Below are 26,691 nucleotides of genomic sequence, written 5' to 3'. Positions count from 1 at the left end.
GAGTAAGCTGGCGGTCTTTTTAACTATTGAACTATTGTATACTTAGAAATTAACGGGCAGTCCATGCGCCATCCACCGTGATGACTTCACCATTAATGAACTTCGATTCGTCCGAACCAAGGAACAAGGCCGTTTGTGCAATGTCCTCTGCTTCTCCTCCGTTGAATGGTCCGAGGTCACCGAAGGTTGCCGCACCAAGCGGGTCCAGATCTGCAAAATTAGGAGTCATGCCTGTAGCAATAGAGCCTGGTGCAATGACATTCGCACGAATCTTGCCGTTTTCACGTCCGTAGAAGGATGCAATATTTTTAACAAGACCAATCGCTGCATGCTTGGACATGGTATAAGCGGCACCACCGCGTGCACCAAGATAGCCAGCTACGGATGCAACGTTCACGATCGTTCCGCCTGTCTCTTGGGTGTTAAATACTTTGATCGCAGAGCGGCATGCATAAAATTGACCATTCAGGTTAACGCCCATTACACGCTCAAACAGCTCATTTGAAGTATTTTCTACGGAAGTCATGTTATCGAAAATACCGGCAACGTTAGCCAGGATATCCAGCTTACCGTATTCGCTAACCGCCTTTTGAATCATTGCTTCAACATCAGCTTCTTTAGACACATCTGTTCTGATGGCTACAGCCGTACCGCCTGCTGCTTGAATATCCTGCAAAGTCTCGTTCATAGAAGCCTCGTTGAACTCGGCGAGTACCACTTTTGCTCCTTCTTGTGCGTATAATTTCGCAGTTGCGCGTCCCATTCCGGACCCTGCACCTGTTACAATTGCCACTTTACCTTCTAATCTAGCCATGAATGTCGTCCTCCTTACCTTGAAACCGAATTCAAGGAATGTCGAAATTTTGTAACAAATTCAGTATAATACGACTATATACATGGCCCAATATGCAATATTTTTTGTTTTGTACGAAAACATACATAATCACGGTTTTTGTCCGTTAAAATTTTCAAAAGGAGTTTCTCATGCCCGTTCAACATCCAGACAAGCGAGTTAGACGAACCAAAGAAAATTTCAAATTAACACTGTTATCTCTGATGGAGCAGAAAAGCTTTCATGACATCACGATCACTGAGATTGTGACTGCCGCGGATTATAACCGGGGAACCTTTTATGCTCATTATGAGTCGAAGGAAGATCTGCTGGATGAAATGATAGAAGAAGTATTCGAGCTGATGACGGAAGCTCACCGCAAGCCGTATGTGGGTCTTCAGATTATTGATTTTAACAAGCTTCCACCGGATTCGATCGTATTATTCCACCACTTTCTCACGCATAAGCGATTCTATAAGGTGATGTTCGATGAGAAAACAAACTATAATTTTTATGAAAAAATGTCTAAACGATTAGATCAGCTGTTCCGAAAAGAATTTGATTTTTCCTATATCGACATTGACCCTCATATCGACATCAGCCTGTTCAGCACCTACCGGATTCACGGCATCATTGGACTCATTATGGAGTGGATCAACAATGACTTTGATCAATCCCCTGAGTACATGGGAGAACAGCTGATTCATATATTAAAATTCAAGACCCCTGTTGTGTTTGTGAAGAAAGAGTAAGTGTATTTAGTACACTTGAATTGAAATGAAAACAGTTCTTTTCAATGTAAAAGTTCTTATCAAAAAGAGCTTTAACACAGAAAAGGACTGTTTTTCAGTCTGCAGCTATAATATTGAACGGTCGAGGTAACGATCACAGCCAACCTTTGCGATGCAGCAGTGCCTCTATTTGAGCAGTGTGATGTCTATTATGCCAAACGAATCTTTGCAGTGCCGTATCAAGTGTGATCGTCCCCAGTAGTTCGGTTCGGAGCATTCGGTAAAAGTCTTCATCAAACAGACTGCTTACCAGAATATAGAAACGTTTATGCAGAATGGCTAGCAGTGTTATTGACTCATCCACTTCTGCTCTCCTATACTCTTCGAGCTCGGCCCACAGGTCCTCCCTGTAAGAGCTGGCGATCGGCACATCCTCGGTCAGAGTACGTTTAAACCGAATATAGGCATTCATATCATTATCCGCCATAGCCCAACAGGTACAAATCGACCTATAGGATAACGTAGTGGATCCATGAAATCACCAACTCCCTCTCAACATGTTATTATAAAAAATAACCCAGCCTTAAACCACGTGGATTACAGGCTGAGTTATTTTCCGAGAATATCCTTTATAGCTATTGTATCTGTTATTCACTGCTCATGTAGAGTTGAAACATCCTTGGACCGTTCCATATACCACATGTAAAAATGATCTGCTGCTTGCACCGGTACATCCTGCGCTTTATGATGAAGGACAGGCTTTGCACGATTGGTGGTTTGGATGGAAGCCAGGTCTAGACGGCGCTGGAGTATGCCTTGCGTTACTTTGACTTCGGTGATCTTGGCTCTCTTGGAAATAAACAGACTTGTAGCAAATCCTCCGCTCTTAAACTGAACGAAATGCTCTCCAATGCTGTATCTGCAGTTGAGATAATCCAGTACTCTCCATAGCACGACACAGACAAGCAAGCCAGCGGATAATACCCACCAAGCTTCATCCCAGCCAAATAGGTTCGGCTTAAAATAAACGAGCAGCGCTGTTGCAACGATCCAGATCCAGCTTGGCCTCACAAGACGCAGCCATAACGATGTACGAGGCAAACGCTGCATATCGAGAGATACTTCATAGGCCGGCAGCATCTTGGGGATCATGGCGTGGACTTTGCTCACCGGTAAAAAAGGATACAGGCTGTTCACTTCATGCTCCGCTTCCCCCACACTGCCTGCCGTGACCAGCTTGACCTCTGCCAGTCCGAGCAGCCTCTTGATGAAGGATTGGGTAATTTCAATCGCCTGTACCTTTTCTTTTGCAATGGAAAACGCAGTTTGCTCCATGACCCCTTTGGCAATATAGATCCGTTCCTCATCTGAAGAAATTTCAAAGTTTCCGTACTTAAGAAATGTAGTCACGATCCCAAGAATGACAGCCAGCACGATGATTCCGGCAATGACCAATGAGGTCATCCACCAAGAGGATAACACCGTGGACAGTATCCCCTCGGCCTGCTCCTCGATATCGATAAACTCCTGCACATTAGAGTACAGTGTCCCCACAATGGGAATAAGGACCAGGAAACTGAGCGATGTAAAAGAAGCCTTTAATACTTCCTTCCTGGTCGGCTTGAAATGGAGCGTGCGCTGCTGTGCTTCAGGAGCTTGTTCATAAGTCGCGGCATGGACCGTGTCGTGGGCCTGATCCGAAGAATCTTGTATCTGATCTGCTGTCAATTCGATCTCGTTCTCATCATTTGGAGCGCTGTCCATTTCGTTAGTTGTGTTCTTGGAATGCATAGCAGAAGCGACACGCTCTTTATTCACTTGGTCAGCGATGTACTTCTCAATGCGATCTGCTTCGGCACGAGATATCACTTGAAACTCCACAGCCGCTTCGTCCCCCGTCATCCCTGTCTCAAACCTGATGGAGGTCACCTTAAAAATTCGATGAAACAATGAAGCATGACGGTTTACATTTTGAATTTTTCTGAATGGAATCGTGCGCTTCGATTTGACGAATACCCCTTGCGCAAGATGAAAGGAGGTATCATCGAGGCGGTAACGCTCGGTGATCCAGCGCCACACGATAGTAATAAGACAACCCACGATAACCAGATAAAAAAGCCATCTTCCGTATATGACCCACTTCGCTTCGGAACCCATTTGGATAACAAACAACAAAATAATAATGGAGAAGGTATTTTTAATCAGCTTCCATACTTCAAATAGAATTAACAATGGATGATAACGTTTATCTTCGGTCATTCATCCACCTCTTTTATTTTGGCATAATAAGCGATTTGGTCTCTCAGGTCCAGCGCAACCTGCTCAGGCAGAATAGGAATACTGTGTGAAGATCCCATCGTATCTACCGATAAAGCGTACAAATTATATTTGCGAAGCAGCGGACCCTGACGGGTAGCCACCGATTGAATCTTGGTCATGGGAATTAGCTGATGGACCTCAGTCAGCGTACCGAACTTCAGCTGGAGAAACTGCTCTGTTACATCATAGCGCCAGTGTGCGTATAGCAGCTTGGGACGGATCAAGATATCCCAGACAGCATAGAGCACCGAGATGATCGTGAGTCCGATGAGAACCCAGCCGATCCAAGCATACCAGGAGAAATAATAGTCGAGAAATAACAACACCCCGAGTACTACAAACCCGATCACATTACTGATTACTGCACTGATCCACCATATTTTGACCGCATTGTCTGCTAATCGCTGCTGCGGCTCTTTCGTTTGCGAGTACAATGTACCACCTCTTATTCCGACCACCCTTATGTCTTGGTCTTCGTTTCGTCTGAATGATCGTCTAATGACAATTTTTCATATATACCTTCATTTAATGTAACAGGAGAATACTCATTTGAAAATGCTAACTCATTAATTGGTATGACTTGTTTCTACATGCTCTTCTTTGAGCCATTCATTTTTGAACTGTTCCAGCAGCTCACCAAACAAAGAATTAATCGTAGAATGAAACGAATTCACATTCATATACTCCCCCCTATCAGAGCTTGAGTCATCAGAGCAAACACTCTCAACCCTTAACAAGTGCTCTTCCTGTCATAATGGCATAAGCATAGTCGTTACGCCCGTTCTGGTTGGCAATGTCAGCCGCACGTTCCCAGTCATAGGCGATTTGGAGATGTGCAATATCCCAAGAACCTCGATCGTTTCGCGTTAGTATGACATATTTGGCGTGAGGACTACCCGATTCCATTACATGTGGAACAGGCAAATCATCTTCGTATGCGGGAAGTCCGACACTCCCTGCGTTAATAACGATTTTATCATCCAGCAGGAACTGAGTCCTGCTCACGTGACTATGCCCGCATATGATATATTGCTCCTGTATAGAGCGAAGCTCGTCCGAGAGCAATTCAGCACTTTTATAGACAATACCTGATTTAGTAGCTTGCTCCAATAAATAGGTACGATTAGATCCTGGCGTTCCATGGCAAAACAAGATATCTTCATACTTCCACGTTGACTTATAGCTGTGGACCCACCTGAGCAGCTCTGAATCCAGCAACGGTTTGACAAATTGATATGTAAGAGAATCGCTATGATCCTTCAATAATTCCTCGTCACAATTGCCCATGATATGAATCATCTGGTCGTGATCCATCAAGCGCTGAGCAGTTCCTATTGGATCGATTGGTCCGAACAACGAATCTCCCAGATTCAAAGTAATATCTATATCTCTCGTTTCAATATCCTTCAGCACCGCATTTAAAGCATATACATTACTATGAATATCTGAAATGACTGCGATCTTGTTGTACAGCATTTTAGCTATCCCCCTGCTTTTTTCAATTCAGGATGAGATTTATATTTCTTTCCCAATACCCTTATGTTTATATTTGTGCTTTAGTGATCTAATCACCAGCAGCACGCTATAGATTGCAGCAACATTAATTATGAATGGTAGGATGTCAATGGAGATATTGTCGAGAATCCAAGAACCATTATTAGGTGCGCGATCATACCGAGTAATATACTTGAACGGAACTCCAAATTCTGTTCTTTGATTACCATCAAAAGCCTGTCTTCCCGGTATGAATAATACCAATAACACGGTCAGCCAAGCGGATAGATTCAATAATCTGAAATGGATGTACATCGCAGAACACTCACCATCCTTACAGAGATTACTTTTCAAGACATCTTCTCAATGAACGGGTAACACCTGCTCGGTTGTGATTTTAAAATTTTGAATATCGAGGTCCTCATCAATGATTTGTTGCTTAGACATCCCTTCCGTATTTAGATTAAAGAGACCTTCAATATACACAGAGGCTTCTGGCTCTATTGTTTGGTTCAGCTCCATACGGATGTCTTGACCTTCCAATCGCTCCATTGCTGCTTTCGACAGAACGGGTTCAATAGATGAAACAGTAATGGGCTCCTCGCTCAAGTTCCATAGTGTAAAATTGTAGGAAACGATGGTGCCATTAGCTCCCCCGCCGAAAGCAACCATAAGAGATCTGACTTCAAGACCTTCTTGCTCTTGTTCACCCACCAAAGAACAGCCTGAAATAATTACACCAAAGAGTAACAAAATAAGTGTATAATTTATTCCTCTCTGTCTCATTTACCCTCCTTGCTCTTCAAGTGGATTCTTCGCTGTTCTTCCAGCTTTAATTTGATCTGACAGAGGTATGTATCCAACACACGGATCCGGTGACAGCTAACGAAATGAATGCAATATAGCAGCACATATAGTACGGTGAGGAAGTCCCCGTTTGCCCTAAGCTTCTCACTGCTGGAATCTACTAGCCTTTCCATATCCGCCTGCCTCCTACATTACTTTATTTCACGGTCATGAATGACGCCGAACATGCCGGTCATGCCTTGATGCATATTAAAACCGTATTTCTGATAAAAGCTTTCTTTGCCCTGAGCGGAAAATAGCCCGACAAATGCCTTCTCAGCCGCATGCTCACTTAAATATTGCTGGATCGCCCTCATGATCAGCTGTCCCAGCCCCTTACTCTGATGCTCCGACTTCACGACAATATCCTGGACGTAGAAATACATGATGCCATCGCCCACGACTCTTCCCATGCCGACAGCCTCTCCATTATATTCTATAACAACGCCATAGCAGGAATGCTGCAGTGATTGTTCAGCTGCATCAAAATTCATGACCTCTTGCCAGCCGACTGAACTGCATAAATCAATATATTCCTTCACACTTGGCATCCTGTGAATCGTTTGATATTTATGTTCGGACATTGTCGTTCGATCTCCTATTCATTGTCTTGTTGTCTGATCACTCGTCTTAATTTGGATCTCTGTAAAGAATAGCTCTCACTGCAAATCTTGGCAAGATCAGCTGCCTTCTCCACCTTGAAGGCTGATTTATAAGTCTGTACATCCACTCCAGATTCAGCCTCTGCCAGATGCGGGGTGCTCTTTTTACTCTTCCAGCTATAATATCAAGCGTGCCTCCAACGCCGATCGCGATCCGCGCATTCAGTTGATCTCGGTGCTTATCGATCCATTCTTCCGCATAAGGCGCGCCGAGTGCAACGACAAGGATATCCGGATTCGCTGAACTGATCTCCTCTAGGATTCGCCCTTCCTCGGAAGGATGGAAGAAACCATGATGCCTCCCCTTTATGATGGCACCAGGGTAGGATGATCGTATATTCGCTTCCGCGGCATGGCTCGTCTCCTCATCCGCACCTAGCAGATAGAAAGACCAATTCTTCTGATGCCCGGCGGCAAGAAGATGATAGAGAAGATCGCAGCCCGTTACCCGCTCAGGAAGGGGATCTCTTTTGACCCTTGAGACCATCACAATTCCTGCACCATCGGCGGTAAGCAGCCCGGCACGATCTACAATCTGACGAAGCGCAGCATTATGCTGACAGGACATCGCGATCTCCGGGTTCAAGGTAACGACATGGTAAAGCTCTTCCCGCTGCTTCTCTATGACCTCACTCAAGATTTGGACCGTCTCTGTCATCGTGAGCTTTGGAACTGGAATGCCCATAATTTTCGAATAGTTCTCCATGATGATAACCTCGCTTCTATACTTTATGTCCTTCGTTCGATGCATTATTTAATCCTAACGCGTTCTCATATATCGGCACTAACTCCTGCAGGTTTCTGATCGACTTGTGTGGCTTATGCTCGAGCTGATCATCCCATACGTTGTCTCTTGCCATCCATATGGCCTGAATGCCGCATTTTACTGCCCCTGCTACATCATTCTGAGGATGATCTCCGATGAACCATACATCCGCTGGGGCCATGTTTAACCTTTGTAACGCGATGGCATAGATATCCGGATGAGGCTTCTTTATCCCTGCTTCCGCTGATATGATCACGGTATCAAAATAGTCCCGAATTCCAAGCTGAGCAATCTTAGCGCCTTGCACCTGGACCGAACCATTTGTGATGACAGCCATGGGTACGCCTTTGGACTTAAAATAATCCAGAACCGGATATAGATGCTCCATCGGCTTAATGCAGCGTGGCAGCTCTTCTTTGAAGAAGGCAATGTACTCCTCAGCCGTGGGCGGATCAGACCAGCTGAGCTGACTTACCAGCATATCGTATACTTCTTTTTTATCACGGTAGCCATTCTGATCTGCTTCTCTAAACCGTTCAGCGATGAAGGCTTGCCTGCTTGCATCCGCTTGAGGGAAGTACGTTGTAATGAATCTCGAAATATAGTCTTCAATGGAAGCCTGTCGATCGGACAGCGTATCATCCAGATCAAATATTAATGCTCTTACCGGCACGAAGATCCCTCCGCTTCTTGATTCCAATGGGTATCCGTATAGCCGCGATTGATATTCCACTCTGCCAGCAAGGCTCTTTGCCGTTCTTCTAAATCTGGATACGGTGCGGCGGTGAACTCAATTTGATTAAATAAATCATCATATACTGGGAGTGGACTGCCCGCGTTTCTAAACCTTCTGAACGCACCAATCTCTTCATCATTGGCTGCCCACACCACTTTTCGAATCAACGACAGCACGATTGTACCTGTACACATCGGACAAGGCTCACAAGTAGTGTATAACGTCAGACCATTGTTGGGTATGAATTTACGGGTTGCTGGGTTTACGATAAGCTGTCCTGCTTGTCTAATCGCATCCACTTCGGCATGAGCTGTTGAATCACATTCCGAAAACACCCGATTTCTTCCCCTGCTGATGACTTTACCGTTCTCATCCACAATGACTGCTCCAATGGGGAAGGTTCCTTCATCTCTTGCTTTCATTGCTTCTTCAAATGCCATCATCAAGTATGTATAATCCTTGTCCATCACTTCACTCCTCTGGATTAAAGCATCTGTTATGCTGTGTCTACTTGTTATGTAAAAAAAGACCCGACCTCAGATAGCTTCTATCTTGGGCCGGGCCTCGGAAGTCATTACGAGCTTATGTACATAAAGCCCATCATTCCATTATTATACAGTTATTGAATACAGCTTGGAAACCTAATCTTGATATTCCTCTATTTCTACTGATGCTTGAATCCATTTCTTAACTTATCTTGTGACATTATCAAATGAATTCGGTTGAATAAAATATCCAATCTCCACCGCATGATGAATCAGCTTATTAAAGTACGCCGCGTCTGGCTCGGCACACTGCACTCCGGTGCCTGCAAGGAACTCCATCGTCTGCGGACATGTGTACCGGAACATGGAATTCTTCGCTCCATCCCCTTCCAGCTGAGCCATCGCAAGTTCGACTCCAGCCGAATCCTTCGGTTCATTGGGATTAAGCAGCCAGCCTTCGAACTCTTTCAAGTCCATTAACGTGATGTCATAGCCAGCGTCTGTAAAGTACTCGACCATACGCTCATATGGAATCGTAACCGGATTACATATGTGAAAGACTCTTCCTACGGTCTCATCCTGAAGCGCAAGCGCGGTAACGGCTTGTCCTGCGTAGTCGATCGGAGTCATATCCACTTCCCATCGTACCCGAGGGGCTCTTCTCAGCAGCAGCATCGCCTTCAGCATGCGGTAAAAAGCGTTGTTATCGATATTATTTTGGAATACCCCATTATCTGAGCGGCAGGATAAATTACCCACTCGATAAACATTCACCGGTACTCCTTCTTCACCCGCCTGTATTACCAGCTTCTCCGCTTCAAGCTTGCTATTCGTATATACATTCTCGACATATGATGTCATATAGCCGTTCCCTTGAACGATGTCGGCCCATTGTCCATTCTCAGCAAGCTCTTCTGGAATACCGAGTGTGGAAATAAAGTGGAACCGGATGCCGCTTCCTTCTCTCGCGAGAGACAGCAGGCGATTCGTGCTCTCTACATTCACATTAGCAAAATGCTTGGCATCTCCAAAGTGTCTCACATCCGCACCGCAGTGGATGATAGAATCAATCTGCTTAGCCACCAGCATTTGGTCTGCCTCACTAAGCCCCAGGTTCTCCTTCTCCAGATCTCCTTCCAATACAACAACCCGGTTCTCAATCCACTCTGCAGATTCACTGCCGAAGTAGCCCTGCATGATGTGAACCAAGCGTGCATACGGATCCATTCCCGAAGAAGAGCGGACGAGACAGTACACGATAGCATCTGAACGCTGAAGCAGCTCTGCCAGCAAATGAGAGCCTAAGTAGCCGGTTGCTCCTGTCAGCAGAATGTTTTTCTGTGCAGACGTCTTTATGCTGAAGTGATCTGGAGTACCAATGACTGCCGGATGTTCCGCTAAATCCTCAATCGGACGATTGACGATATCTATATCCCTGGCATCCTTCTCTACCGCCTGATTAAGCTCCTCGATCCGCTCGGCCAATCTAGCAATCGTTGGATACTGGAAGAAGTCATTGATCTTGAGCAATGGATAGCTTGGCTTCAGCAGGACCAGAATCTCAAGAATCTTGAGCGAATACCCGCCAATCTCGAAGAAATCATCATGAATGCTAATTCTCTGCAGATCGAGTACCTGTTCCCAGGACGCTGCGACCGCTTGCTGAATCTCATTCTCCGGTGCCATATATATCGAATCATTCTCATCTGCCTTAAGTTCATAAGCTGCGAGTTGTTTACGATCCACTTTTCCCGTAGGAGATAACGGCATTTCCACTACATGCTGCATATACGTAGGAACCATATATCCCGGAACCTTTTTGCTTAGATATTGCACAAGATCCTTCTTAGATATTGCTGCCCCATCGTTCGTTGTATAAAATGCCGCTAACAATTTGTTGCCATCCTCAGTAATTGGAATGACTGCAACGTCCTTGATATTCTCGTGCTTGGCAAAACTATTTTCAATCTCACCAATTTCAATTCGGAATCCTCTGATCTTAATTTGCGAATCCCGTCTTCCTCTGTATTCAACCTGTCCATTCGGCAATAGCCGCACCAAATCACCAGAGCGATAAAATTTCTTCCCTGAACCCGGACGGATCGGATCTGAGATAAATGCTTCCTTCGTCTTCTCCGGCTGGTTCAAGTAACCTTTGGCTACACCTACAGAGCTGATTAGCAGCTCTCCTGTAACTCCTATTGGACATAGGTCATTGTTCCCGTCCACAATATACAGCTCGTAGTTGGCAAGCGGAGTCCCGATCACAATCGTGGAGACATCCTCCGGCACGGGGTAGTCTACCTTATGTCCGGTTGCAACAACGGTAATTTCGGTAGGACCATAGAGATTCGTCACCGGAATCTGCAGCTTTTTCTGGAACATCCGTACCGTCTCTCCCGTCAGGGCTTCTCCCCCGACAGTGATGCTCTTAATCTTCTCATATTTTACTGCGGCATCTTCCGGCAGATAGGCGGCAAGTCTGTTAAAGAATACGGTTGGCAAAATGGCGATACGGGTCGCTTCTAGCTGCTCCACAGCTTCTGTAAAAGCATCGATCGAGAAACGTTCTTCATCGGACAGCAGATGCAGTCTGGCACCGCTCCCAATCGAACCGAAGATATCATACACGGAAGCATCAAAACTGAAGGTAGAGTATTGCAGAATCACATCCTCTTCCGTTAAGCCAAGATCCTGCTTGGTCGCCATCGCCAAATTGACAACCCCTTTATGGGCAATCAAGGCTCCCTTCGGCTTGCCTGTTGATCCCGATGTATAAATGACATAGGCCAGATCATCCTCGTCAATGCGGATCGCTGGCGCCGTCTCGGAATAGGAACCGTCAAGCTGATCTAAACAGACGATTTCCGGTCTATGCTCGAATCCGGCAAGCAGTGAATCCAGCTTCGGAATATAGCTGCTCTCGGTCAGGATCACCTTTGATTTCGTATCTTCGATGATATATGCATTTCTCTCCTCCGGATGGGTCGGATCAAGCGGGATATAAGCTCCTCCAGCTTTCATTACACCCAGCAGGCTTACAATCGTCTCTAAGCTTCGCTCCATAAAGAGAGACACAAATTCACCCTTGCGTATCCCCTTCTCCAAGAGCATATTTGCAATTTTGTTTGACAGCAGGTCGAGCTCCTGATAGGTAAGCTCATCCTCATTCGCGGACAAGGCGGTTCGATCTGGAAACTGCGCAGCTACCGAAGTGAACATGGACACGATGGTGGCCTGCTCCGGGAGACTCATCTTCGTGTCGTTCAGCACATCGTAGGCTCTCCAGTCTTCTTCTGTCAGAATGGGAAGACTAGAAATCGTCGTATCCATATCTCCATCTTCAAGCACACCGCTCAATAACCGCTCAAAGTGCTGCATGTATCGGCGAATGGTAGCTTGCTTGAACAGCTGCGAATCATACGAAACATGAAGGAGCCAGGTATCCGGCCCCTCCTGCACATACCAATTCAGTCTGCTGGCTTCATGATGAAGCTTCATGCCGTATATGGTTTGATATTGAACCGTGTATCCAGCTATATTCTCCACATCCGCATGACTCAGCTCTGATGAATCCAGTTGTACAAGCTTATCCAGCACCTGCTCATACACACGTCTGAACGAATCTGTTCTACTTATGGAGATACGCATAGGAAGAAGCTGTTCTCTTCTGTTTTGCACACCAATCAGCATATCATTGTCCTGAGTCATTCGGTGCAGGAATACCGCGTATCCGGCAAGCATCCATGCCTTCATATCATATAGTTCACTGTAACGCTTCAGCATTACGGGCTCGAGGTTCAGTACCTGCTCTGTCTGAGCTGCTGCCTGCTTGGCATAGTTCAATGACCCATCTGTATACAAATGAAATCCAGGCAAAGGCAGCTGCAGCTCGTCAGACCAATACTGCTTGGTTTGTTCTAACAACACGGTGGTATTCAACAGATATCAGCTCCCTTTTATTATTGCACTCTAAGTTTGTCTACTAATGATTCTAATTCGCTTGCAACCTCATTCATTTGTTCCGCTGAATCAAAAATCTTGGCAAAAGCAGCCTGCTGCTCTTGAGCACTACGCTCAATTTGACCGGAGACTACTGAATTCTTCTCAGCCATATCCGCAAGTGATTTGATTGAAGCCGTAATTTGCTCCGTTTCTGCGACCATCTGCTGTGTAGCGGCAGATACTTCTTGAATTTGGCTTGTGACGGAATCCGTCGAAACCAGGATACCTTTGAAGATCGAGCCGGTTTCTTTGACGATTTCAATTCCTTTGGCTACATTTTGCTCTCCATCACCAATGGCCTCTACAGCGAGAGCCGTCTCATCCTGGATGTATCCGATCAATTCTGCAATCTGATCTGCCGATTTCTTGGAGGCTTCGGACAGCTTCTTCACTTCATCCGCTACGACCGCAAATCCTCGTCCCTCTTCACCAGCTCTTGCCGCTTCAATACTTGCATTCAGAGACAACAGGTTCGTCTGTGAAGCAAGCTCTGTAATCACTTGAACGATCTGGCCAATTTCGCCGGAACGCATCTGCAGCTTCTCAATAATATCTACCGAGTTCTTAACCGAACGATTGATGGAATTCATCTGCTCAATGACCTGATCTACATTCTGATGTCCTACCTCAGACTGCTCCTTCATCTGCAAAGAAATCTCGGACAGCTCGGACGTATTTCCGGCAATTGTGGTCACACCGGATGAGATCTCTTCGAGCGAAACAACGCTCTCTGATATCGACACACTTTGCTTCGCAACACTATTGGTCATTTCTTCAATATTTTTCGTAATATCTACCGTATTTTCGTTGTTAACTTCAACCGCACTGAACAAGAATTTGGATTGCTCCGCGGATTGCTCGGATACCTTCTTGATCGTAGTAACCAAACGACCGATGTTACTTGCTGTGGTGTTGAATTTCTCGTTGACTTGTCCAAGCTCATCATCACTCGTTCTCAGCTGTACGGTAAAGTCACCCTTACTTATCTTATCTAGTGCACCCATCAGCTCTTTGACCGGCTTGAAGGTCTGTCTAAGTGTAATGTATTGCAATGCAAGAACGATAACGAGCGTAATCAGCAGTGCAAGAAGTGTGTATGTCAGCAGCTCCTGCTTGCCTGTTGCAATCAGACTTGCATCCACATCAATTCCCATATATGCAAATACTTCGCCTGCTCCATTCACAAAGGGATACAGTACCGTAATCCATGTACCATAATCATCGTTATAAGCAGCGGTGTAGGCTATTTCCTTGGTTTCAAGCATCTCCTTCACGCCGTCTGCATGAATTTGAGGCTGTGCGTACATGTCGCCAAGTGCCATATCTTCTGCAGCGAACATCTCAAGCACTGCAGTTGGCAGTGCAATGATCGAGGTTTGCGTACCCTCTTCCAGCTCCGGTCCAAAGATATAGCCTTGTGCTACATTGGGATGGGTCTTGGATAACTCATCAAATACAGCCGTAATTTGTTGTTGAATCGGAGAATTCGGATCCGGGTTATTTTTCGCTGCTTCCGCATCTTCCACAGATACCTGGCTTCCCAGAGCCTCCATTAATTTTCCGGAATCGGATTGAAGCTGTTTGGTCAATACATTACCTTGAATAAACTGACTGCAGCCAATAACGACAGCACCTGTAATAATGATATAGAAGCTTGTGAGTATCATATTTCTAGCAACAATGCTCAGGTTTTTGAAGCTCCATTTTTTTAACTTACTCATGTCTGACAGTTCTCTCCCTACTCATCCATATGTAGTTTCTATTTCATCTTAAATTGCATGGTAAACCTTCCAGCCTTGGGCGATGGTGTCTGCTTCCTCCTTTCTCATAGATCGCTTTAATAAACAAAAAAATGAACCTATGGACAAAATAATGCCATGGCTCATTCAAGCAACTGGCTGACATTTCCTTACGGAAGTAGTCCCTCTAGCTTTGCGTCACTGCTTTTCAACAGCTTTGCCACGTATTCAATTTACAAGTAGTGCTTAAGAACTATATAATCTTACCTTCACTAAAAGTAAACTGGTGTTCACTTTTTCTAATCGGCTTTTTTTGTTAGTTTTTTAATACTATAAGACTATTTTTTGCATAAATTCTCTATTCTCAAGTTAAATACGACCCCGTCATGACTAGTTTATAATTGCAAGGAATTATTTCACATTTCGACATAAAAAGCCCCCATCCCTAAATGGATGGAGACTCGAACCTATTTTATAATCCCTAAACCAAAAAATTTGAAACGATCTTTAGAAGGAGATTACTCCTTCTCATACAAATTGATCTTCCAGCCGTTATCCCAGTGGAGCAGCTTCTTATGGATATATCCAGAAGTTACATAGTACTGATTTAGCCTCTCGTTATCTGCCATGCAGTCCAGCCTAATCTGCTTCTTTCCTTTAATTCTTATGTAATCTTCCGCCCACAACAACAGCTCTCTGCCTACGCCTTGACCCAAATGTGATCTCTTGACGGCAAACCTGTGAATATATCCTGACGACGCCGCATCATTCAGCTCGCCCCAGACAACCGGGTCAGACCAGCAAATGTACAGCGTACCTATAATAATCCCGTCCGTTTTTGCCACAAAAAACTCCAGCTCACGATCCATAATCAATTGTTCGGTCTGCGCGAGGTTAAATTCATCAGGATGCCACTGGTTGATCCCTTTGGCCTGTATCCAGCGGGCCGCACCTGTCCACAGCTCTAATATTTCTGGACCATCCGTTAATCTTGCAGGAAGCACTTCAAGCATGAACCGATTCCTCACCTTCTGTGTCAGCGAATTGTAAAGCTCTGAATTCTCTTTCCTTGTTCGTATCTGACTGTAAGATCCTCGCCAGCGGCTTCAGTCAGGACCCGATTCCAAAATGAGATCTACTTTTACATTTGATTCGAGTTTAGCTGCTTTGTTCACTAGAGCATTATTCTCTTTAGGCAGTTTCTTTACCATCTTATATCTTCCCGGCACCGGCTTATATCCCAGCAGGTCTCGATTGATGTGAAGCATGGGATGGTTCAGAGAGTCATTATTCGTACGCAAGTACTTGATCTTCAACTGCTTCGCAAGCTGTACAGCGCTTACCTTCAATGCAAATCCGATTCCTCTGCCGCGGTACGCTTTATCTACCCCTGTATATTCATGGTACATACTCTCCGTGGAGGTCTGATGCAGCAGATGCGCTACTCCGACGTACCGATCTCCATCCAGGGCGATCAGCACATACTCGGGCCTTGAGCCGGGCAGCTCCAATGTCCACTTCTTCCATTCTTGAAAATCAAAATAATCTCCGCTAATTCCCGGAATATCTCGGCTCGTTCCTTTATACAGCTCATAGAGCTTCTGTTCGGCCTCTGGCTCTAGCATCTCGGATAAAGGCTGAATAACAATTGAAGACTGTGAAGGCATCGATGATTCCAGGCCATCATTCGATAGCTCTAGGACAGATTCGAACTGATGTCTTTCTCGATCAAATCGACGATGCTCGGCAAATGCGATAGAGGAAGCATCATTATCATTCACTTCATAATTCAGCTTGCTTGCTCCGTTCAGGACAGCCCAATTCTCAAGCTCTCTGTACAGTGCTCGGCCAATGCCTTGCTTGCGGTAATCCGGATGAACAGCCAGAAGATGATTCAGCTCTCCTGCCTCGGTCCAAGGCGCTCTCCAGGATATTCCGTAGCCCACAACCTCTCCCTTCTCATTCACAGCGACCAAGCGATACCGGTCGAATCCGGCAAGCTGTCCGTCCTCATTGATCCATAGTGATCCGGCAGCAGGAATTTTGGCATCCTCGTCAGCCAGATTCTCTGCAGATGTCGGTTCAGAGAAAACATAACCGAGAATCTCCGCGATGGAAGAATAGTCTTCTGGAGTTCTGATTTTACGAATGATATAGCTCATCATGTTCCCCCAATCTCATATTCAGCAGCATATAAAAAAAGCCCACCGTGTCTCATTTCTTCGGGTGGGTAAGGCTTGCTGCGAATAGCTCAACGACAGTATAAGATATGATCTGCCTGTCACGATATGTCGTTTGAACTGCATCTTCTCTGGAGCTCAGAATACCTCCTTGCAGCATCGCAGTGTTGAAGCCCCTCTCGATGGCTCCATTATATGTGAAAAGCACACAATGCTCCGCCGCGAAGCCAGAAACGATGACGAGCTCGACACCTTTTTCTTTAAGCATCGATTCCAGCTCTGTCTGCCAGAATGCATTGGAATGGACCTTGTTCATGGTGATATCTCCAGCTTCTATATGTATCTCCGGTATAAAATCATAAGCTGCATCGTCAGGATGATCTGCACCTTCTATATCCTTGATATGAACGACGACCTGATCATTCTCGCGAAGTCGATCCGCTACGTAATTGATATACTCACAGGCATTGTGCTTATCCTGCGGTTTAACCTGGTCCTTCAGTAATAGCTCCTGCATATCCACGATCAGTAAAGCAATCTTCAAATCGTATCCCCCATTCATTTTTCTAATCCTGTAATTCACTATACTTCATCAGGGCTCATTCGTCTTGGTAGTAAATTTCTATAACCATCTTGCCTCCTGCAGGCCAAACAATGTCTTGCTTATCTCAACTAGATCTAATGATATGCCGTATCTGCTCCACTACCTGATTCATTGTTACAATGCTTGTATCTATTAGAGTGGTTTGCATATGCTCATACCCTTGGAGTCTATCTATGCTTCGCTTAAACTCTTCCTCGGTTCGCTGATCCTGCTCCATTCTCTTCCTTAAAGCAATTTCCGAGCAAGTCAGCGTGATCGTTTCTACCTGAAACTCCAATCCGCTGAGTCTGTCCAACAGTTCATCCCTGATCTCTTCCTTATGCAGAACCCAGCTCAGGATGACGTAGTCAAATGTGGAATTGGTAAGATAATTACGAAGCAAATAGGTCATGTTGTCCATGACAATCCGAATGTTCTCCTCACTGAACACCCAAGGATTCATCATCCAGCACCAGTCCCCATCGAGCCAGACGGATCTTCCAGTGATTTATGGACCTTTTTGCTTACCGTTGTTTTGCCTACACCCATCGTTCCGTTAATAATAATTAATTTCTTCATCGCCACCTCTAGTCACAAAATACGTCCCTTGAAGGATCTCTCAAGTCATTGAACAATGCCTTAATCTGCTTCTCGGTGTTTCTGTCGATGGAGAGCTCCGGCAAATGATCCTCATCAAAAAAGCCAACCTCTGACGTTTCCACACCTTCTTGCGGTTTGCCGCCAATGAGCTCACATCGAATAAACATCTTGTATACATAAAAGGGGGACGGCGGATGATCGTGGAACTTCTTATCATATACGCCAAGCAGGCGGACAGCCTGTACTTCATAGCCGGATTCTTCCCGCACTTCCTTTACAACAACCTCTTTGGGAGACAGCCCGATGTCCACCCAGCCCCCAGGAAGCGCCCATGCTCCATCGATCTTTTCTTTCACCATTAGAACTTTATTGTGTTGAAAAACAACCCCGCGGACGTCCACCTTCGGTGTTGCATATCCAGTCTCACTCGCGAATAGGTCTCGGATCTGATCGACTTCCACATCCACATACTCTGTCATGATTTCGATGCTGAGTGCTCTAAGCTGCTCAAAACGCTCCAAGTCAAATACGTCCTTCGAATAAGCCAGACCGGTTTGACTAATGGCCTGAATCTGCTGTGCCCACGCGAGCCATTTAAGCTGCTCCATTGACGCCTCTCCCTTGTAATAGACTAGATTACAATATCAAGCCCTTGCTATGCAGTCTTGCAATCAATTCCTTATCTTCCCTCGCCTGCTGGATCGTCTGGATAATAAAATCCGATTTCCCTTCGGTATAGGCCACACGGTCATAGGTATGCGCTGCTTGCAGCTTCTTTTTGAGCCGATTATATTCCTGCTTGACCTCTTCATGGGATTTCAGATAATCGCGAAACAGTAACTGGTTAATCCAATGCGGACCCTTGAACTTGTACACATGCAAGTGATGGGTTCCAGCTCTCCATTTTCCTTTTCGAAAAAAGAGCCGCTCTGGAAATTCCGGCTTATGTACATATTCATATCCGATCTCGTCCAAACGCTGAATAATTGTCTCATTCACGAGACTAAGCTCCTCAACCCCGGCCATCATATCAATGGTGGGTTTGGAGTCCATACCAGGAACAGCGCTGCTGCCGATATGTTCAAGGAAGACAGGAAGACTTTCGAAGCTATATCGTATTTTCTTCTGTTCATGCTCGTAGTCCTGCATCCATTCTGCGTTGTATGAAGAAATAATGACTTGTTCCATAAATGTTTCCTTTCGTGAATACATATGTGTTCAGCTATTTGTCTGCACAGGTATGATCTCAATACTCAAATCGCTGGCTATAATGTGAAAAATATTCATGCTGTTCATCAGTATTCGAATCTCAAATAAACCTCCTTCAGTTATATCAATCTCAGGGTATAGCAAGACATCCTTCATAATCCCCGGGGAGTTATTAAACACCTTCACTCCGGTAAAGCATAATTGGTACTGGTGCTTAGAGTATCCGACGACGTCAAGAAGAATATCTGCCTGTTGATGCTCCGTCCGTACATCTATAATTCTAGCATCATGCAAGTGAAATTCCTTATCTAATCTTCGAACCTCTGCTGGCAGCTGCTCTTGTATGGATTTGTAGTGTTCCCAGTATCTGTCGCAGATTGTTTTCCATTTATGGTCCCACTCCTTCTTCCATGCGCCGATCTCTGCCTTCATTTCAGGGCTGTGAATATAGCAATCCATAATGCTCTCGTCATATACGTACTTTAACAAGTGAGCAGGCAAGAATTGCAGCATATGAGGGCGCAGCCATTCAAATCGGTCTCGTGACTCCTGATAGAAGTCCCTGCCTTCTGCAGCGAGCCATTGCATCTCCTCTTGGCGCTGTTCCTCCGATTCGAAGTAGCTTCCCATGCAGCCTCTTACCTGCATTTCGTTGTATAAATCCACCGTAAAATATCTCATTTTTTCTACTCTCCGACCTATAGCGGATATTGAAGAAGAATCTGTTCACTCTTCAGCCCTTCATGAAAAAGATAATTATGGTCTGCGCCAACGACACATAGTATTTTTCGTTGCAAATTCGCCTTGATCGCATTCTTTGCCCGCTGAATCATAATCTGATTCCTGACAATCCATCTAAAATTCACTGCTGCCGGATTAACTTCATACATCCATTCATATTTTAGCTTCGTTACTTGATCAAATTCTGCGGAGTTAAATGGAATATTGCCATATGACCAAGTATCCATCTGCATTTGGAACCATTCATCATCCTGATTCTCAAGCTCTTGACGTTTCTCTTCTGGAAAAGGCACAAAAGGATCAAAATCATTCCATACATCCAGCTCAAACCAGTCAATAGGGACAAACTCTACCCCATGCTTCTCACAATAAGGAAAGATTAGCTCCCAGTACTCACTCGCTGGCTCACCCCAGTAGCCCTGCTCATGCTTATTATTCAAATACTTCTGCCAACTGTCAGGATGAACTTCACCGCAGATCAGGTCAGGCTCAAAGCGATGGATCACTTCTCGATATAGATCAAGAGAACAATGATACTGCTCTCTCAGGCTCTCATTATGAATCGTTCCCAGGATTCCAACAACGGGTCTCATGAAGGCAGCCCCTTTCATTTTAGTGTGTTATACATCTGGATATAAGGCGGTAGATAAATATCTCTCACCTGTATCAGGGAGAATGACGACTATCGCCTTCCCTTTATTCTCAGGCCTCTTTGCAAGGGTTAATGCAGCAGACACTGCTGCCCCAGAGGAAATACCGACAAGAAGCCCTTCACTTCTAGCTAGCAGCCTAGAAACTTGCATCGCTTCATCATTTCTAACCGTGACAATCTCATCAATGACAGATCGGTTAAAGTTGTCTGGAATAAATCCGGCACCAATGCCTTGTATGGAATGCAGTCCCTTTTTGCCGCCTGACAGCACTGAAGAATCATAAGGCTCCACAGCAACGACCTGAATGCTCTTGTTCTTATTCTTCAGAAATTCACCAACCCCGGAGATGGTACCTCCAGTACCTACACCCGCAACGAAGATATCAATGTTGCCTTCTGTATCTCTCCATATTTCTTCAGCTGTCGTCTGTTTATGTATTGCTGGATTAGCTGGGTTCTTGAATTGCTGAGGTATATAGGAGCCAGGTGTTTCTGCAGCTAGTTCCTCGGCCTTCTTGATTGCTCCAGCCATTCCCTCTTGTGCCGGTGTAAGTACTAATTCAGCTCCTAATGCAGTAAGCAGCTTACGACGCTCTATACTAAAGCTCTCCGGAAGCGTAATTATCAATTTATATCCTAGGGCAGCTGCAGCAAATGCCAATCCCACACCAGTATTGCCGCTGGTCGGTTCGATAAGAATTGAATCCTGTGTAATAAGCCCGCGTTCCTCCGAATCTTTAATCATGGCATAGCCAATTCTATCTTTGACACTTCCTGCTGGATTAAAGTACTCTAGCTTGGCATACATAGTAGATTCAATTTGTTGGACTTTTGAAAAATGACTTAATTCTAAGAGAGGTGTATTTCCGATAAGCTCGGTAAGGTTTTTGGCGATACGGCTCAAGTTCATCCCTCCAGCTAGATAATACCAACCAACGAGGTTGGTTATACTAAAAAGCTAACATAGATGGAAAATAAATACAAACACCTACTTGAATAATGAATTAGAATTGCGAACATATCTGTCCCCAGCGGAAGGAATTTTGGTATACTGAAGGACAACTATACATTAGTAGACTTACTGAAAGAGGTTGGACACATGGAAAAAGCGACATTTGCAGGCGGATGCTTCTGGTGCATGGTTACTCCATTTGAGGAGCTGCCTGGCATCCACGGTATCGTATCAGGTTACACAGGGGGTACTGTAGAGAATCCCACATATGAACAGGTCAAGACCGGAACGACAGGTCACTATGAAGTCGTCGAAATTACTTTTGATCCAGAGCTGTTTCCATACGAGAAGCTGCTGGAGTTGTTCTGGCCACAAATCGATCCGACCGACGAAGGCGGGCAATTCCAAGATCGCGGCAGTCAGTACAAGACAGCAGTTTTTTATCATAATGAGCATCAGCGAGAGCTTGCTCTGGCTTCCAAAAAAGAGGTAGCAGAAAGCGGGCGGTTTGATAAACCGATTGTCACTGAGATCCTGCCAGCGGCTACATTCTACCCTGCGGAAGAATATCATCAGGACTTCCATAAGAAGAATCAGAAGCATTATAAGGAAGACCGTGAGAAATCAGGCCGTGATGAATTTATTGCGGAAAATTGGAAGTAGAAAATCTCTGATATTATAAACTTCAAAAAGAGAGCCAGACACTGTAAAGCTAGGTTAACAATTCGTTAAACTCTTACAGATTTTGGCTCTCTTTATCATAGTTGCTTATATCACACAATAACATCCGCTGTCAGGTACTTGTTTTCATTTAGTATGTTTCTGACCCGCTTCAACATGTCCTTTCCTTTTAAAAGATCGCTCCCTCTGCTGAGCAGCACTCCTCTGAGTGTCGCAATCGCTTCAAACAGCTCCAGCTCTTCATCCGTATAAGCGGTTGCAGATAAACATGCGGCTCGATACACGGCTGCATTTCTATCACCTGCAAATATCCGCATAACAATGACAGACCAGGCGATATCATACCTTGCATCCCCCAGTTGCCCATTGGTCCAATCGATAATCTTGTATTGTCCTTCCTGCTCCAAAACATTGCCGAGATTAAAATCACCGTGAATCACACTGTGATGATTGAGATTTGCACGCTCCAGCAGCGGCATCAGCAGCCGCTTGATATCCTCATGCTGATCGATTGCCGGATAGAAATAGGACATAAAATCGTATTCCGGCAACAAGTCGCCAAACTCCTTATCTACCGGCAGCTTATGTATATCGGTCAACATTTTGGCGAGCTTACGAACAACCGCTGCACCCAATCGGGTAACCGGTGCTCCATCATAAGGAGTGAGCAGAACCTGATTGCCGTTCAGATCATAACCCCAGCCAAGCGGCCTGGACACGGGCATCCCATAGCTATGCAGAAGCTCAAGCAGTTTATATTGACGCCGGATATCCGGTCTGGAATCGCGATTCCATATTTTGAGCACAAGGCTGTTTTCCTCTTCATCGGGCACGATCTGGAAGACTTCGGCTTCAAGACCCGCTTCTAACGCCGTCATCTCGGGAGAGCCGCCTGGCATAAGCAGAACATCTACCAGTTCGTTTTTTTCCTCCCAACGAATATCGAGCAGATAATGACTCATCGCAATACTCCTTTTTATCCGTGTTGTAATCTATCTAATGCATACGCTGCTGCTCCAATCGTTCCTGCTCTTCCACCAAGCTGGGCTTGTTCAATCCTGCAGGCTTCTCTCGACAGCTTCAACGCATGACGATGAACCGTTTCTCTCACCGTCCCCAGCAAACGCTCTCCTGCTGCAGACATACCTCCTCCAACAATAACAATCTCGGGATTAAATAGATTAATGACGTTAGCTAAACCGAACCCGAGAATTTCACCTGTCTCCTGCATTACTTCCCTGGCGGTCTGATCCTCCAGATCGTAAGCATCTGAGATCATCTTGGCTGTGATGTGGGTATAATCCCCCTGTACCCAGTCCTGAATCATACTCTGCTGACCAGCAGCCAGCTTCTCAAGCAGCGTATTCACCATCCCGACTGCCGAAGCATATCTGCCAAGACACCCTGAGCTGCCGCATTTGCAAGGACGTCCTTCTCTATACATATTCATGTGTCCAATCTCACCTGCGCTGGAGGTCGTGCCATAGAGAACCTGTCCACCGCAGACAATCCCGGATCCAAGCCCTGTACCCAGTGTAATCAAGAAAATGTTCTGGTAGCCTGCTCCTGCCCCATGACGCCATTCTCCATATAGATTTACACGTACATCATTATCAATAAAGACAGGAAAATTGAAATGCTCCTTCATACGATCCACAACCGGGATGTTTTCCCAATCTGGAAAATTCGGCGAAAAAATAGAGAACCCTGCTTGAGGATCCAGTAGTCCTGGAATTCCCATTCCCATAACCTCAATATCCTCCTGCGACAAATTTACGGAAGCGAGCAGTTTTTGCACCGTTTCTGCGATATTGGATAATACATAAGCTGGCCCTTTTGCAGCTTCCGTCGCCACGCTCAGCTCTATTACTGTCTCAAATTGTTTCGTGTAAATCGCTGCTTTCGTATTGGTTCCGCCGAGATCAACACCGAATAAATATTTGCTCATCTGTCTGCTCCTACACTTACTTTATTATTTTTTAACCTATAAAAAAGAGATCCCTATCGGACCTCCTTTTTGCATAAGCTTCATTATTTTCTATAAGCTTTGAATCCAAAATAACATAAGAGAGAAATTATTGATATACCCATTAGAAGCTCTACGTTCTCATTATAAGTGCTTGCTGGAAGAAGCTCCAATATAAAACTAAGTCCTCCGCTCCAAGTGTCGTTCAGCAAAAAAACACTCAGGATCAAGGAATACCCAAACACAAAAAGAGCTAGCTTAGACCAATACTGTCCATCTTCCGATTTGAAAATAAAAAGTAGAGATAAAATAGAACAAATAAACAATAATGCCAACAACATGTCATCACCTGCTTCGATTAAGACTACTTGTCGATAAAATCGTTCACCTGACACAGCCATACCATGTGCACGGAGCCTGGTCCCCAATAATCCCGTACGGTAACATAAGGCTTGCCGAATTTGCGCAGCCACTTCTGCTGTGCCAGCTTATAGCCGCTGTCCAGGCAAAACTGTTCGACTCCCTGTTCATTCAGTAGAGTCAGCAGCGCCTTGATCAATGCAGAGCCTATACCCTGCCCCTGATAACTGGGGAGTACATATAAACTGCCGAGCTCACCCACATGATCCAGTGCATGCTCGGTGCACACTTTAATATCCTCTCCACAAGGCGAATACGAGATGGTGCCTACGACCATATCATCCTGCATCGCTGCGAGAAAAAGAGTACCTGCAGCATCCGATTGAAGCGCCTTCTGCAGGAGCTTTTTCTTAAGTTCAATTTCCCCGGAAAGATCCTCTTCCAGATGGGCGATGCCTTCTTTTTCAAACGTATCCGGTATGGTCTTCTCAAAAATATAATTAACCCTCTCAACATCAGCCGAACCCGCCGGTATGACCTGTACTTTGCTCAAGACATTGCTCCCTTCCTCCACATTTCAGATCTGCGATTATGAATTGCACTTGGCAGTCTATCTTTTTGGCGTGGCATGTTATACCCTGCTTAATTTCTCCACCGCCTGCTCCTCATTATCCAGGAAAAAGATATGTCGGCCCTTATTGCTCTCATATATAAAGTCCTTCAGACTCTTGCTCTCATAGATTGAATAATCCCCCACGATCGCGATATTCGTCTGGTAATTTACAAATTTCTGCATGATCTCACCAGCCAGCTTCGTCTTCAGATCAAAAAACGGCTCCGCTATTGCTGATTTATGCAGGACAATCCGGCTGGAGCCCGTCTCATACTTCACCGTTGCCATAAGATCCAAGGCAGATTGAACATCTTCAATTAATACATCCATATCACGTACAACTGCAATCTCAACTCCATTGTGCTGAACAGTCGATATTTCCATCTTTATTCCTCCCGACTTCAATAGGACAAATTCCTATGCGCTTAAAGGACCAGCAGCACGCTTATCCCCACATTCTCATTAAACACGGAATATCCATTTTCCACAACCAATCCCCCTCAAGCATTTAAGCTAGTCGGTTAATTAATAGACGAACCTGCGCTGTGCCCAGTAGCTGAACACAAAGATGGATGCCTCCGTCAGTATCTTCGCAGCAAGCAGCGGAATGATTAATTTCTCATTGTAAAAGTACAATAGTCCATAATTCAGCAGCAATATGAGCAGGACAAGTGCAAAGTACTTGGGAAAGGATTGATAAACTCTCTTCGTATGGCCTCCCGTGAACACATATCTTCGATTCATAGAATAGTTGAATACAGAGCTGCACAGCCTTGCAACGACCACCGATAATAATAGACTGCTGCTGAAATAATGAACGATGAACAATAACGCAAAATCAAGAAGTGCAGAGATCAGCGACGAAGTGCTGAACAGCAGAATCGGATAATAGATCCGCAGCGAATCGGCAACAGGACGAAAGTGAGAAGATTTATTCTCATCCAAATAAACCGTATCTATATATTCCTCTGTAATAGGATAGCCTGCTGTGTTCGCGGTCAGCAGCATGTTCATCTCATATTCGAATCGCTCGCCAGGGAGATCTGAGAGCCAGCTCAGCATGGATAAGGGAAATCCGCGCAGTCCCGTCTGTGTATCGTATACTTTATTTCCTGTCGTCAGTTTAAAAACAGCTCTCGTGACCGTATTCCCGAACCGGCTTCGGAGAGGTACCTTGCCGCTGAAGCGCCGGCTGCCGAGCACCATGCCAGGTACTGTCTGCTTCTGCACGGCTTCATATATCCGCTGTATATCATGTGGAAGATGCTGACCGTCACTGTCGGCCGTAATGATGGGGCCCGGGAGTCCGGCTCTCTGAATATGCGCAAAGCCTGTTTTTAATGCGCGTCCTTTACCCAGATTGGTCTCATGCGTGAGGACGGTACACCTTAGGGATTCTACCAATGTAAAAATCTTACTGTATGCCGGACCACTGCCATCGTCGATAACGACAATTGGGCCCAGCTCACAGCTTAGAAGCTGAATAATTAAATCAAGCAAGCGGTCATCCGGTTCATAGGCTGGAATTAGAATGGTCAT

The 26,691-nt window shown here is 45.2% G+C and carries 29 protein-coding genes and 1 riboswitch; of the genes, 2 read left to right on the top strand and 27 right to left on the bottom strand.

Annotation, left to right across the window (positions count from 1 at the left end):
- Positions 1–49: 49 nt before the first annotated feature.
- Positions 50–814: an SDR family NAD(P)-dependent oxidoreductase gene (locus tag PUW25_RS06795; protein ID WP_047910152.1), complete on the bottom strand. Its 765-nt coding sequence runs from the start codon at positions 812–814 to the stop codon at positions 50–52.
- Positions 815–984: 170 nt separating this feature from the next.
- On the opposite strand from PUW25_RS06795, the gene PUW25_RS06790 reads away from it, so the two are divergent.
- Entirely contained in the window at positions 985–1,584 is a 600-nt protein-coding gene (locus tag PUW25_RS06790; RefSeq protein WP_047910153.1) for a TetR/AcrR family transcriptional regulator, read from the top strand.
- 133 nt (positions 1,585–1,717) lie between these two features.
- On the opposite strand, the gene PUW25_RS06785 is transcribed toward PUW25_RS06790, so the two are convergent.
- The 21 genes from PUW25_RS06785 to cysK form a co-directional block, all read right to left on the bottom strand.
- Positions 1,718–2,035, bottom strand: a complete 318-nt coding sequence (locus PUW25_RS06785; protein ID WP_052511714.1) for a DinB family protein — start codon at positions 2,033–2,035, stop codon at positions 1,718–1,720.
- A gap of 179 nt (positions 2,036–2,214) precedes the next feature.
- Entirely contained in the window at positions 2,215–3,822 is a 1,608-nt protein-coding gene (locus tag PUW25_RS06780) for a PH domain-containing protein (RefSeq protein WP_047910155.1), read from the bottom strand.
- Positions 3,819–4,316: a PH domain-containing protein gene (locus PUW25_RS06775; protein WP_047910156.1), complete on the bottom strand. Its 498-nt coding sequence runs from the start codon at positions 4,314–4,316 to the stop codon at positions 3,819–3,821. Before PUW25_RS06775 ends, PUW25_RS06780 begins: the two co-directional genes overlap by 4 nt.
- Positions 4,317–4,605: 289 nt before the next feature.
- Entirely contained in the window at positions 4,606–5,358 is a 753-nt protein-coding gene (locus PUW25_RS06770) for a metallophosphoesterase family protein (RefSeq protein WP_047910157.1), read from the bottom strand.
- A 381-nt stretch (positions 5,359–5,739) separates the two neighbouring features.
- Positions 5,740–6,162: a hypothetical protein gene (locus PUW25_RS06765; protein ID WP_047910159.1), complete on the bottom strand. Its 423-nt coding sequence runs from the start codon at positions 6,160–6,162 to the stop codon at positions 5,740–5,742.
- Positions 6,159–6,356 (bottom strand): hypothetical protein, encoded by a 198-nt coding sequence (locus PUW25_RS06760; RefSeq protein WP_047910160.1) that lies wholly within the window; start codon positions 6,354–6,356, stop codon positions 6,159–6,161. The genes PUW25_RS06765 and PUW25_RS06760 overlap by 4 nt, the downstream gene beginning before the upstream one ends.
- 18 nt (positions 6,357–6,374) lie before the next feature.
- The gene (locus PUW25_RS06755; protein ID WP_047910161.1) at positions 6,375–6,806 is read right to left on the bottom strand and encodes a GNAT family N-acetyltransferase; all 432 of its coding nucleotides are present in this window, start codon (positions 6,804–6,806) and stop codon (positions 6,375–6,377) included.
- A gap of 46 nt (positions 6,807–6,852) precedes the next feature.
- Complete coding sequence (locus PUW25_RS06750; RefSeq protein WP_205053617.1) at positions 6,853–7,590, bottom strand: WecB/TagA/CpsF family glycosyltransferase; 738 nt, start codon at positions 7,588–7,590, stop codon at positions 6,853–6,855.
- Positions 7,591–7,606: 16 nt separating this feature from the next.
- A complete protein-coding gene (locus PUW25_RS06745) occupies positions 7,607–8,323 on the bottom strand; it encodes an HAD family hydrolase (protein WP_047910163.1) in 717 nt (238 codons plus the stop codon).
- Positions 8,314–8,853 carry a nucleoside deaminase gene (locus tag PUW25_RS06740; RefSeq protein WP_205053618.1) on the bottom strand — a complete coding sequence of 180 codons (540 nt, stop codon included), beginning with the start codon at positions 8,851–8,853 and terminating at the stop codon, positions 8,314–8,316. The genes PUW25_RS06745 and PUW25_RS06740 overlap by 10 nt, the downstream gene beginning before the upstream one ends.
- Positions 8,854–9,078: 225 nt before the next feature.
- Entirely contained in the window at positions 9,079–12,813 is a 3,735-nt protein-coding gene (locus tag PUW25_RS06735; RefSeq protein ID WP_205053619.1) for a non-ribosomal peptide synthetase family protein, read from the bottom strand.
- Positions 12,814–12,833: 20 nt separating this feature from the next.
- A complete protein-coding gene (locus tag PUW25_RS06730; RefSeq protein ID WP_205053620.1) occupies positions 12,834–14,597 on the bottom strand; it encodes a methyl-accepting chemotaxis protein in 1,764 nt (587 codons plus the stop codon).
- A gap of 165 nt (positions 14,598–14,762) precedes the next feature.
- Positions 14,763–14,847: riboswitch (cyclic di-GMP riboswitch) on the bottom strand.
- Between the two features lie 286 nt (positions 14,848–15,133).
- On the bottom strand, positions 15,134–15,628 hold the full coding sequence (locus tag PUW25_RS06725) for a GNAT family N-acetyltransferase (protein WP_205053621.1): 495 nt from the start codon (positions 15,626–15,628) through the stop codon (positions 15,134–15,136).
- A 93-nt stretch (positions 15,629–15,721) separates the two neighbouring features.
- Positions 15,722–16,777, bottom strand: coding sequence for a GNAT family N-acetyltransferase (locus tag PUW25_RS06720; protein WP_205053622.1), 1,056 nt, complete (start codon positions 16,775–16,777; stop codon positions 15,722–15,724).
- Between the two features lie 52 nt (positions 16,778–16,829).
- Complete coding sequence (locus tag PUW25_RS06715) at positions 16,830–17,339, bottom strand: cysteine hydrolase family protein (protein ID WP_205053623.1); 510 nt, start codon at positions 17,337–17,339, stop codon at positions 16,830–16,832.
- 124 nt (positions 17,340–17,463) lie between these two features.
- Positions 17,464–17,844, bottom strand: a complete 381-nt coding sequence (locus PUW25_RS06710) for a nucleotide kinase (RefSeq protein WP_205053624.1) — start codon at positions 17,842–17,844, stop codon at positions 17,464–17,466.
- A gap of 121 nt (positions 17,845–17,965) precedes the next feature.
- Positions 17,966–18,586 (bottom strand): NUDIX hydrolase, encoded by a 621-nt coding sequence (locus PUW25_RS06705; RefSeq protein ID WP_205053625.1) that lies wholly within the window; start codon positions 18,584–18,586, stop codon positions 17,966–17,968.
- Positions 18,587–18,614: 28 nt separating this feature from the next.
- Positions 18,615–19,166, bottom strand: a complete 552-nt coding sequence (locus tag PUW25_RS06700) for a GrpB family protein (protein WP_205053626.1) — start codon at positions 19,164–19,166, stop codon at positions 18,615–18,617.
- Positions 19,167–19,196: 30 nt separating this feature from the next.
- Positions 19,197–19,868, bottom strand: a complete 672-nt coding sequence (locus PUW25_RS06695; protein WP_205053627.1) for a DUF4085 family protein — start codon at positions 19,866–19,868, stop codon at positions 19,197–19,199.
- Between the two features lie 17 nt (positions 19,869–19,885).
- Positions 19,886–20,521 (bottom strand): hypothetical protein, encoded by a 636-nt coding sequence (locus tag PUW25_RS06690; protein ID WP_274338565.1) that lies wholly within the window; start codon positions 20,519–20,521, stop codon positions 19,886–19,888.
- Between the two features lie 27 nt (positions 20,522–20,548).
- Positions 20,549–21,484, bottom strand: coding sequence for a cysteine synthase A (cysK, locus tag PUW25_RS06685; RefSeq protein WP_274338564.1), 936 nt, complete (start codon positions 21,482–21,484; stop codon positions 20,549–20,551).
- A 195-nt stretch (positions 21,485–21,679) separates the two neighbouring features.
- Here cysK and msrA point away from each other — a divergent pair, with 195 nt between their 5' ends.
- Positions 21,680–22,195, top strand: coding sequence for a peptide-methionine (S)-S-oxide reductase MsrA (msrA, locus tag PUW25_RS06680; protein WP_047912017.1), 516 nt, complete (start codon positions 21,680–21,682; stop codon positions 22,193–22,195).
- 110 nt (positions 22,196–22,305) lie between these two features.
- Here msrA and PUW25_RS06675 read toward each other — a convergent pair whose 3' ends face one another.
- The 5 genes from PUW25_RS06675 to PUW25_RS06655 form a co-directional block, all read right to left on the bottom strand.
- On the bottom strand, positions 22,306–23,175 hold the full coding sequence (locus PUW25_RS06675) for a phosphotransferase family protein (protein WP_274338563.1): 870 nt from the start codon (positions 23,173–23,175) through the stop codon (positions 22,306–22,308).
- A gap of 14 nt (positions 23,176–23,189) precedes the next feature.
- Positions 23,190–24,161 carry an ROK family protein gene (locus tag PUW25_RS06670; RefSeq protein WP_274338562.1) on the bottom strand — a complete coding sequence of 324 codons (972 nt, stop codon included), beginning with the start codon at positions 24,159–24,161 and terminating at the stop codon, positions 23,190–23,192.
- 382 nt (positions 24,162–24,543) lie between these two features.
- Positions 24,544–25,092 (bottom strand): GNAT family N-acetyltransferase, encoded by a 549-nt coding sequence (locus PUW25_RS06665; RefSeq protein WP_274338561.1) that lies wholly within the window; start codon positions 25,090–25,092, stop codon positions 24,544–24,546.
- Positions 25,093–25,170: 78 nt separating this feature from the next.
- Positions 25,171–25,536, bottom strand: coding sequence for a DUF4180 domain-containing protein (locus PUW25_RS06660; protein ID WP_274338560.1), 366 nt, complete (start codon positions 25,534–25,536; stop codon positions 25,171–25,173).
- 141 nt (positions 25,537–25,677) lie between these two features.
- Positions 25,678–26,691: a GtrA family protein gene (locus tag PUW25_RS06655; protein WP_274338559.1), complete on the bottom strand. Its 1,014-nt coding sequence runs from the start codon at positions 26,689–26,691 to the stop codon at positions 25,678–25,680.

It is taken from the genome of Paenibacillus urinalis, assembly GCF_028747985.1.
GTDB classification, from domain to species: Bacteria; Bacillota; Bacilli; order Paenibacillales; family Paenibacillaceae; genus Paenibacillus; species Paenibacillus urinalis.
Note: the sequence above shows the minus strand (reverse complement) of the source record. Positions and strands in the feature narration are given on the sequence as shown.

Excerpts from the sequence above, each read along its gene's own strand:
- PUW25_RS06760 (WP_047910160.1), bottom strand. The coding sequence starts at position 6,356 with ATGGAAAGGCTAGTAGATTCCAGCAGTGAGAAGCTTAGGGCAAACGGG.
- PUW25_RS06690 (WP_274338565.1), bottom strand. The coding sequence starts at position 20,521 with ATGAGACCCGTTGTTGGAATCCTGGGAACGATTCATAATGAGAGCCTG.
- PUW25_RS06660 (WP_274338560.1), bottom strand. The coding sequence starts at position 25,536 with ATGGAAATATCGACTGTTCAGCACAATGGAGTTGAGATTGCAGTTGTA.
- PUW25_RS06780 (WP_047910155.1), bottom strand. The coding sequence starts at position 3,822 with ATGACCGAAGATAAACGTTATCATCCATTGTTAATTCTATTTGAAGTA.
- PUW25_RS06700 (WP_205053626.1), bottom strand. The coding sequence starts at position 19,166 with ATGGAACAAGTCATTATTTCTTCATACAACGCAGAATGGATGCAGGAC.
- PUW25_RS06770 (WP_047910157.1), bottom strand. The coding sequence starts at position 5,358 with ATGCTGTACAACAAGATCGCAGTCATTTCAGATATTCATAGTAATGTA.
- PUW25_RS06790 (WP_047910153.1), top strand. The coding sequence starts at position 985 with ATGCCCGTTCAACATCCAGACAAGCGAGTTAGACGAACCAAAGAAAAT.
- PUW25_RS06730 (WP_205053620.1), bottom strand. The coding sequence starts at position 14,597 with ATGAGTAAGTTAAAAAAATGGAGCTTCAAAAACCTGAGCATTGTTGCT.
- PUW25_RS06695 (WP_205053627.1), bottom strand. The coding sequence starts at position 19,868 with ATGAGATATTTTACGGTGGATTTATACAACGAAATGCAGGTAAGAGGC.
- PUW25_RS06725 (WP_205053621.1), bottom strand. The coding sequence starts at position 15,628 with ATGCTTGAAGTGCTTCCTGCAAGATTAACGGATGGTCCAGAAATATTA.
- PUW25_RS06765 (WP_047910159.1), bottom strand. The coding sequence starts at position 6,162 with ATGAGACAGAGAGGAATAAATTATACACTTATTTTGTTACTCTTTGGT.
- PUW25_RS06710 (WP_205053624.1), bottom strand. The coding sequence starts at position 17,844 with ATGATGAATCCTTGGGTGTTCAGTGAGGAGAACATTCGGATTGTCATG.
- PUW25_RS06705 (WP_205053625.1), bottom strand. The coding sequence starts at position 18,586 with ATGGAGCAGCTTAAATGGCTCGCGTGGGCACAGCAGATTCAGGCCATT.
- PUW25_RS06755 (WP_047910161.1), bottom strand. The coding sequence starts at position 6,806 with ATGTCCGAACATAAATATCAAACGATTCACAGGATGCCAAGTGTGAAG.
- PUW25_RS06750 (WP_205053617.1), bottom strand. The coding sequence starts at position 7,590 with ATGGAGAACTATTCGAAAATTATGGGCATTCCAGTTCCAAAGCTCACG.
- PUW25_RS06795 (WP_047910152.1), bottom strand. The coding sequence starts at position 814 with ATGGCTAGATTAGAAGGTAAAGTGGCAATTGTAACAGGTGCAGGGTCC.
- PUW25_RS06670 (WP_274338562.1), bottom strand. The coding sequence starts at position 24,161 with ATGAGCAAATATTTATTCGGTGTTGATCTCGGCGGAACCAATACGAAA.
- msrA (WP_047912017.1), top strand. The coding sequence starts at position 21,680 with ATGGAAAAAGCGACATTTGCAGGCGGATGCTTCTGGTGCATGGTTACT.
- PUW25_RS06720 (WP_205053622.1), bottom strand. The coding sequence starts at position 16,777 with ATGAGCTATATCATTCGTAAAATCAGAACTCCAGAAGACTATTCTTCC.
- PUW25_RS06655 (WP_274338559.1), bottom strand. The coding sequence starts at position 26,691 with ATGACCATTCTAATTCCAGCCTATGAACCGGATGACCGCTTGCTTGAT.
- PUW25_RS06675 (WP_274338563.1), bottom strand. The coding sequence starts at position 23,175 with ATGAGTCATTATCTGCTCGATATTCGTTGGGAGGAAAAAAACGAACTG.
- PUW25_RS06740 (WP_205053618.1), bottom strand. The coding sequence starts at position 8,853 with ATGGACAAGGATTATACATACTTGATGATGGCATTTGAAGAAGCAATG.
- PUW25_RS06785 (WP_052511714.1), bottom strand. The coding sequence starts at position 2,035 with ATGAATGCCTATATTCGGTTTAAACGTACTCTGACCGAGGATGTGCCG.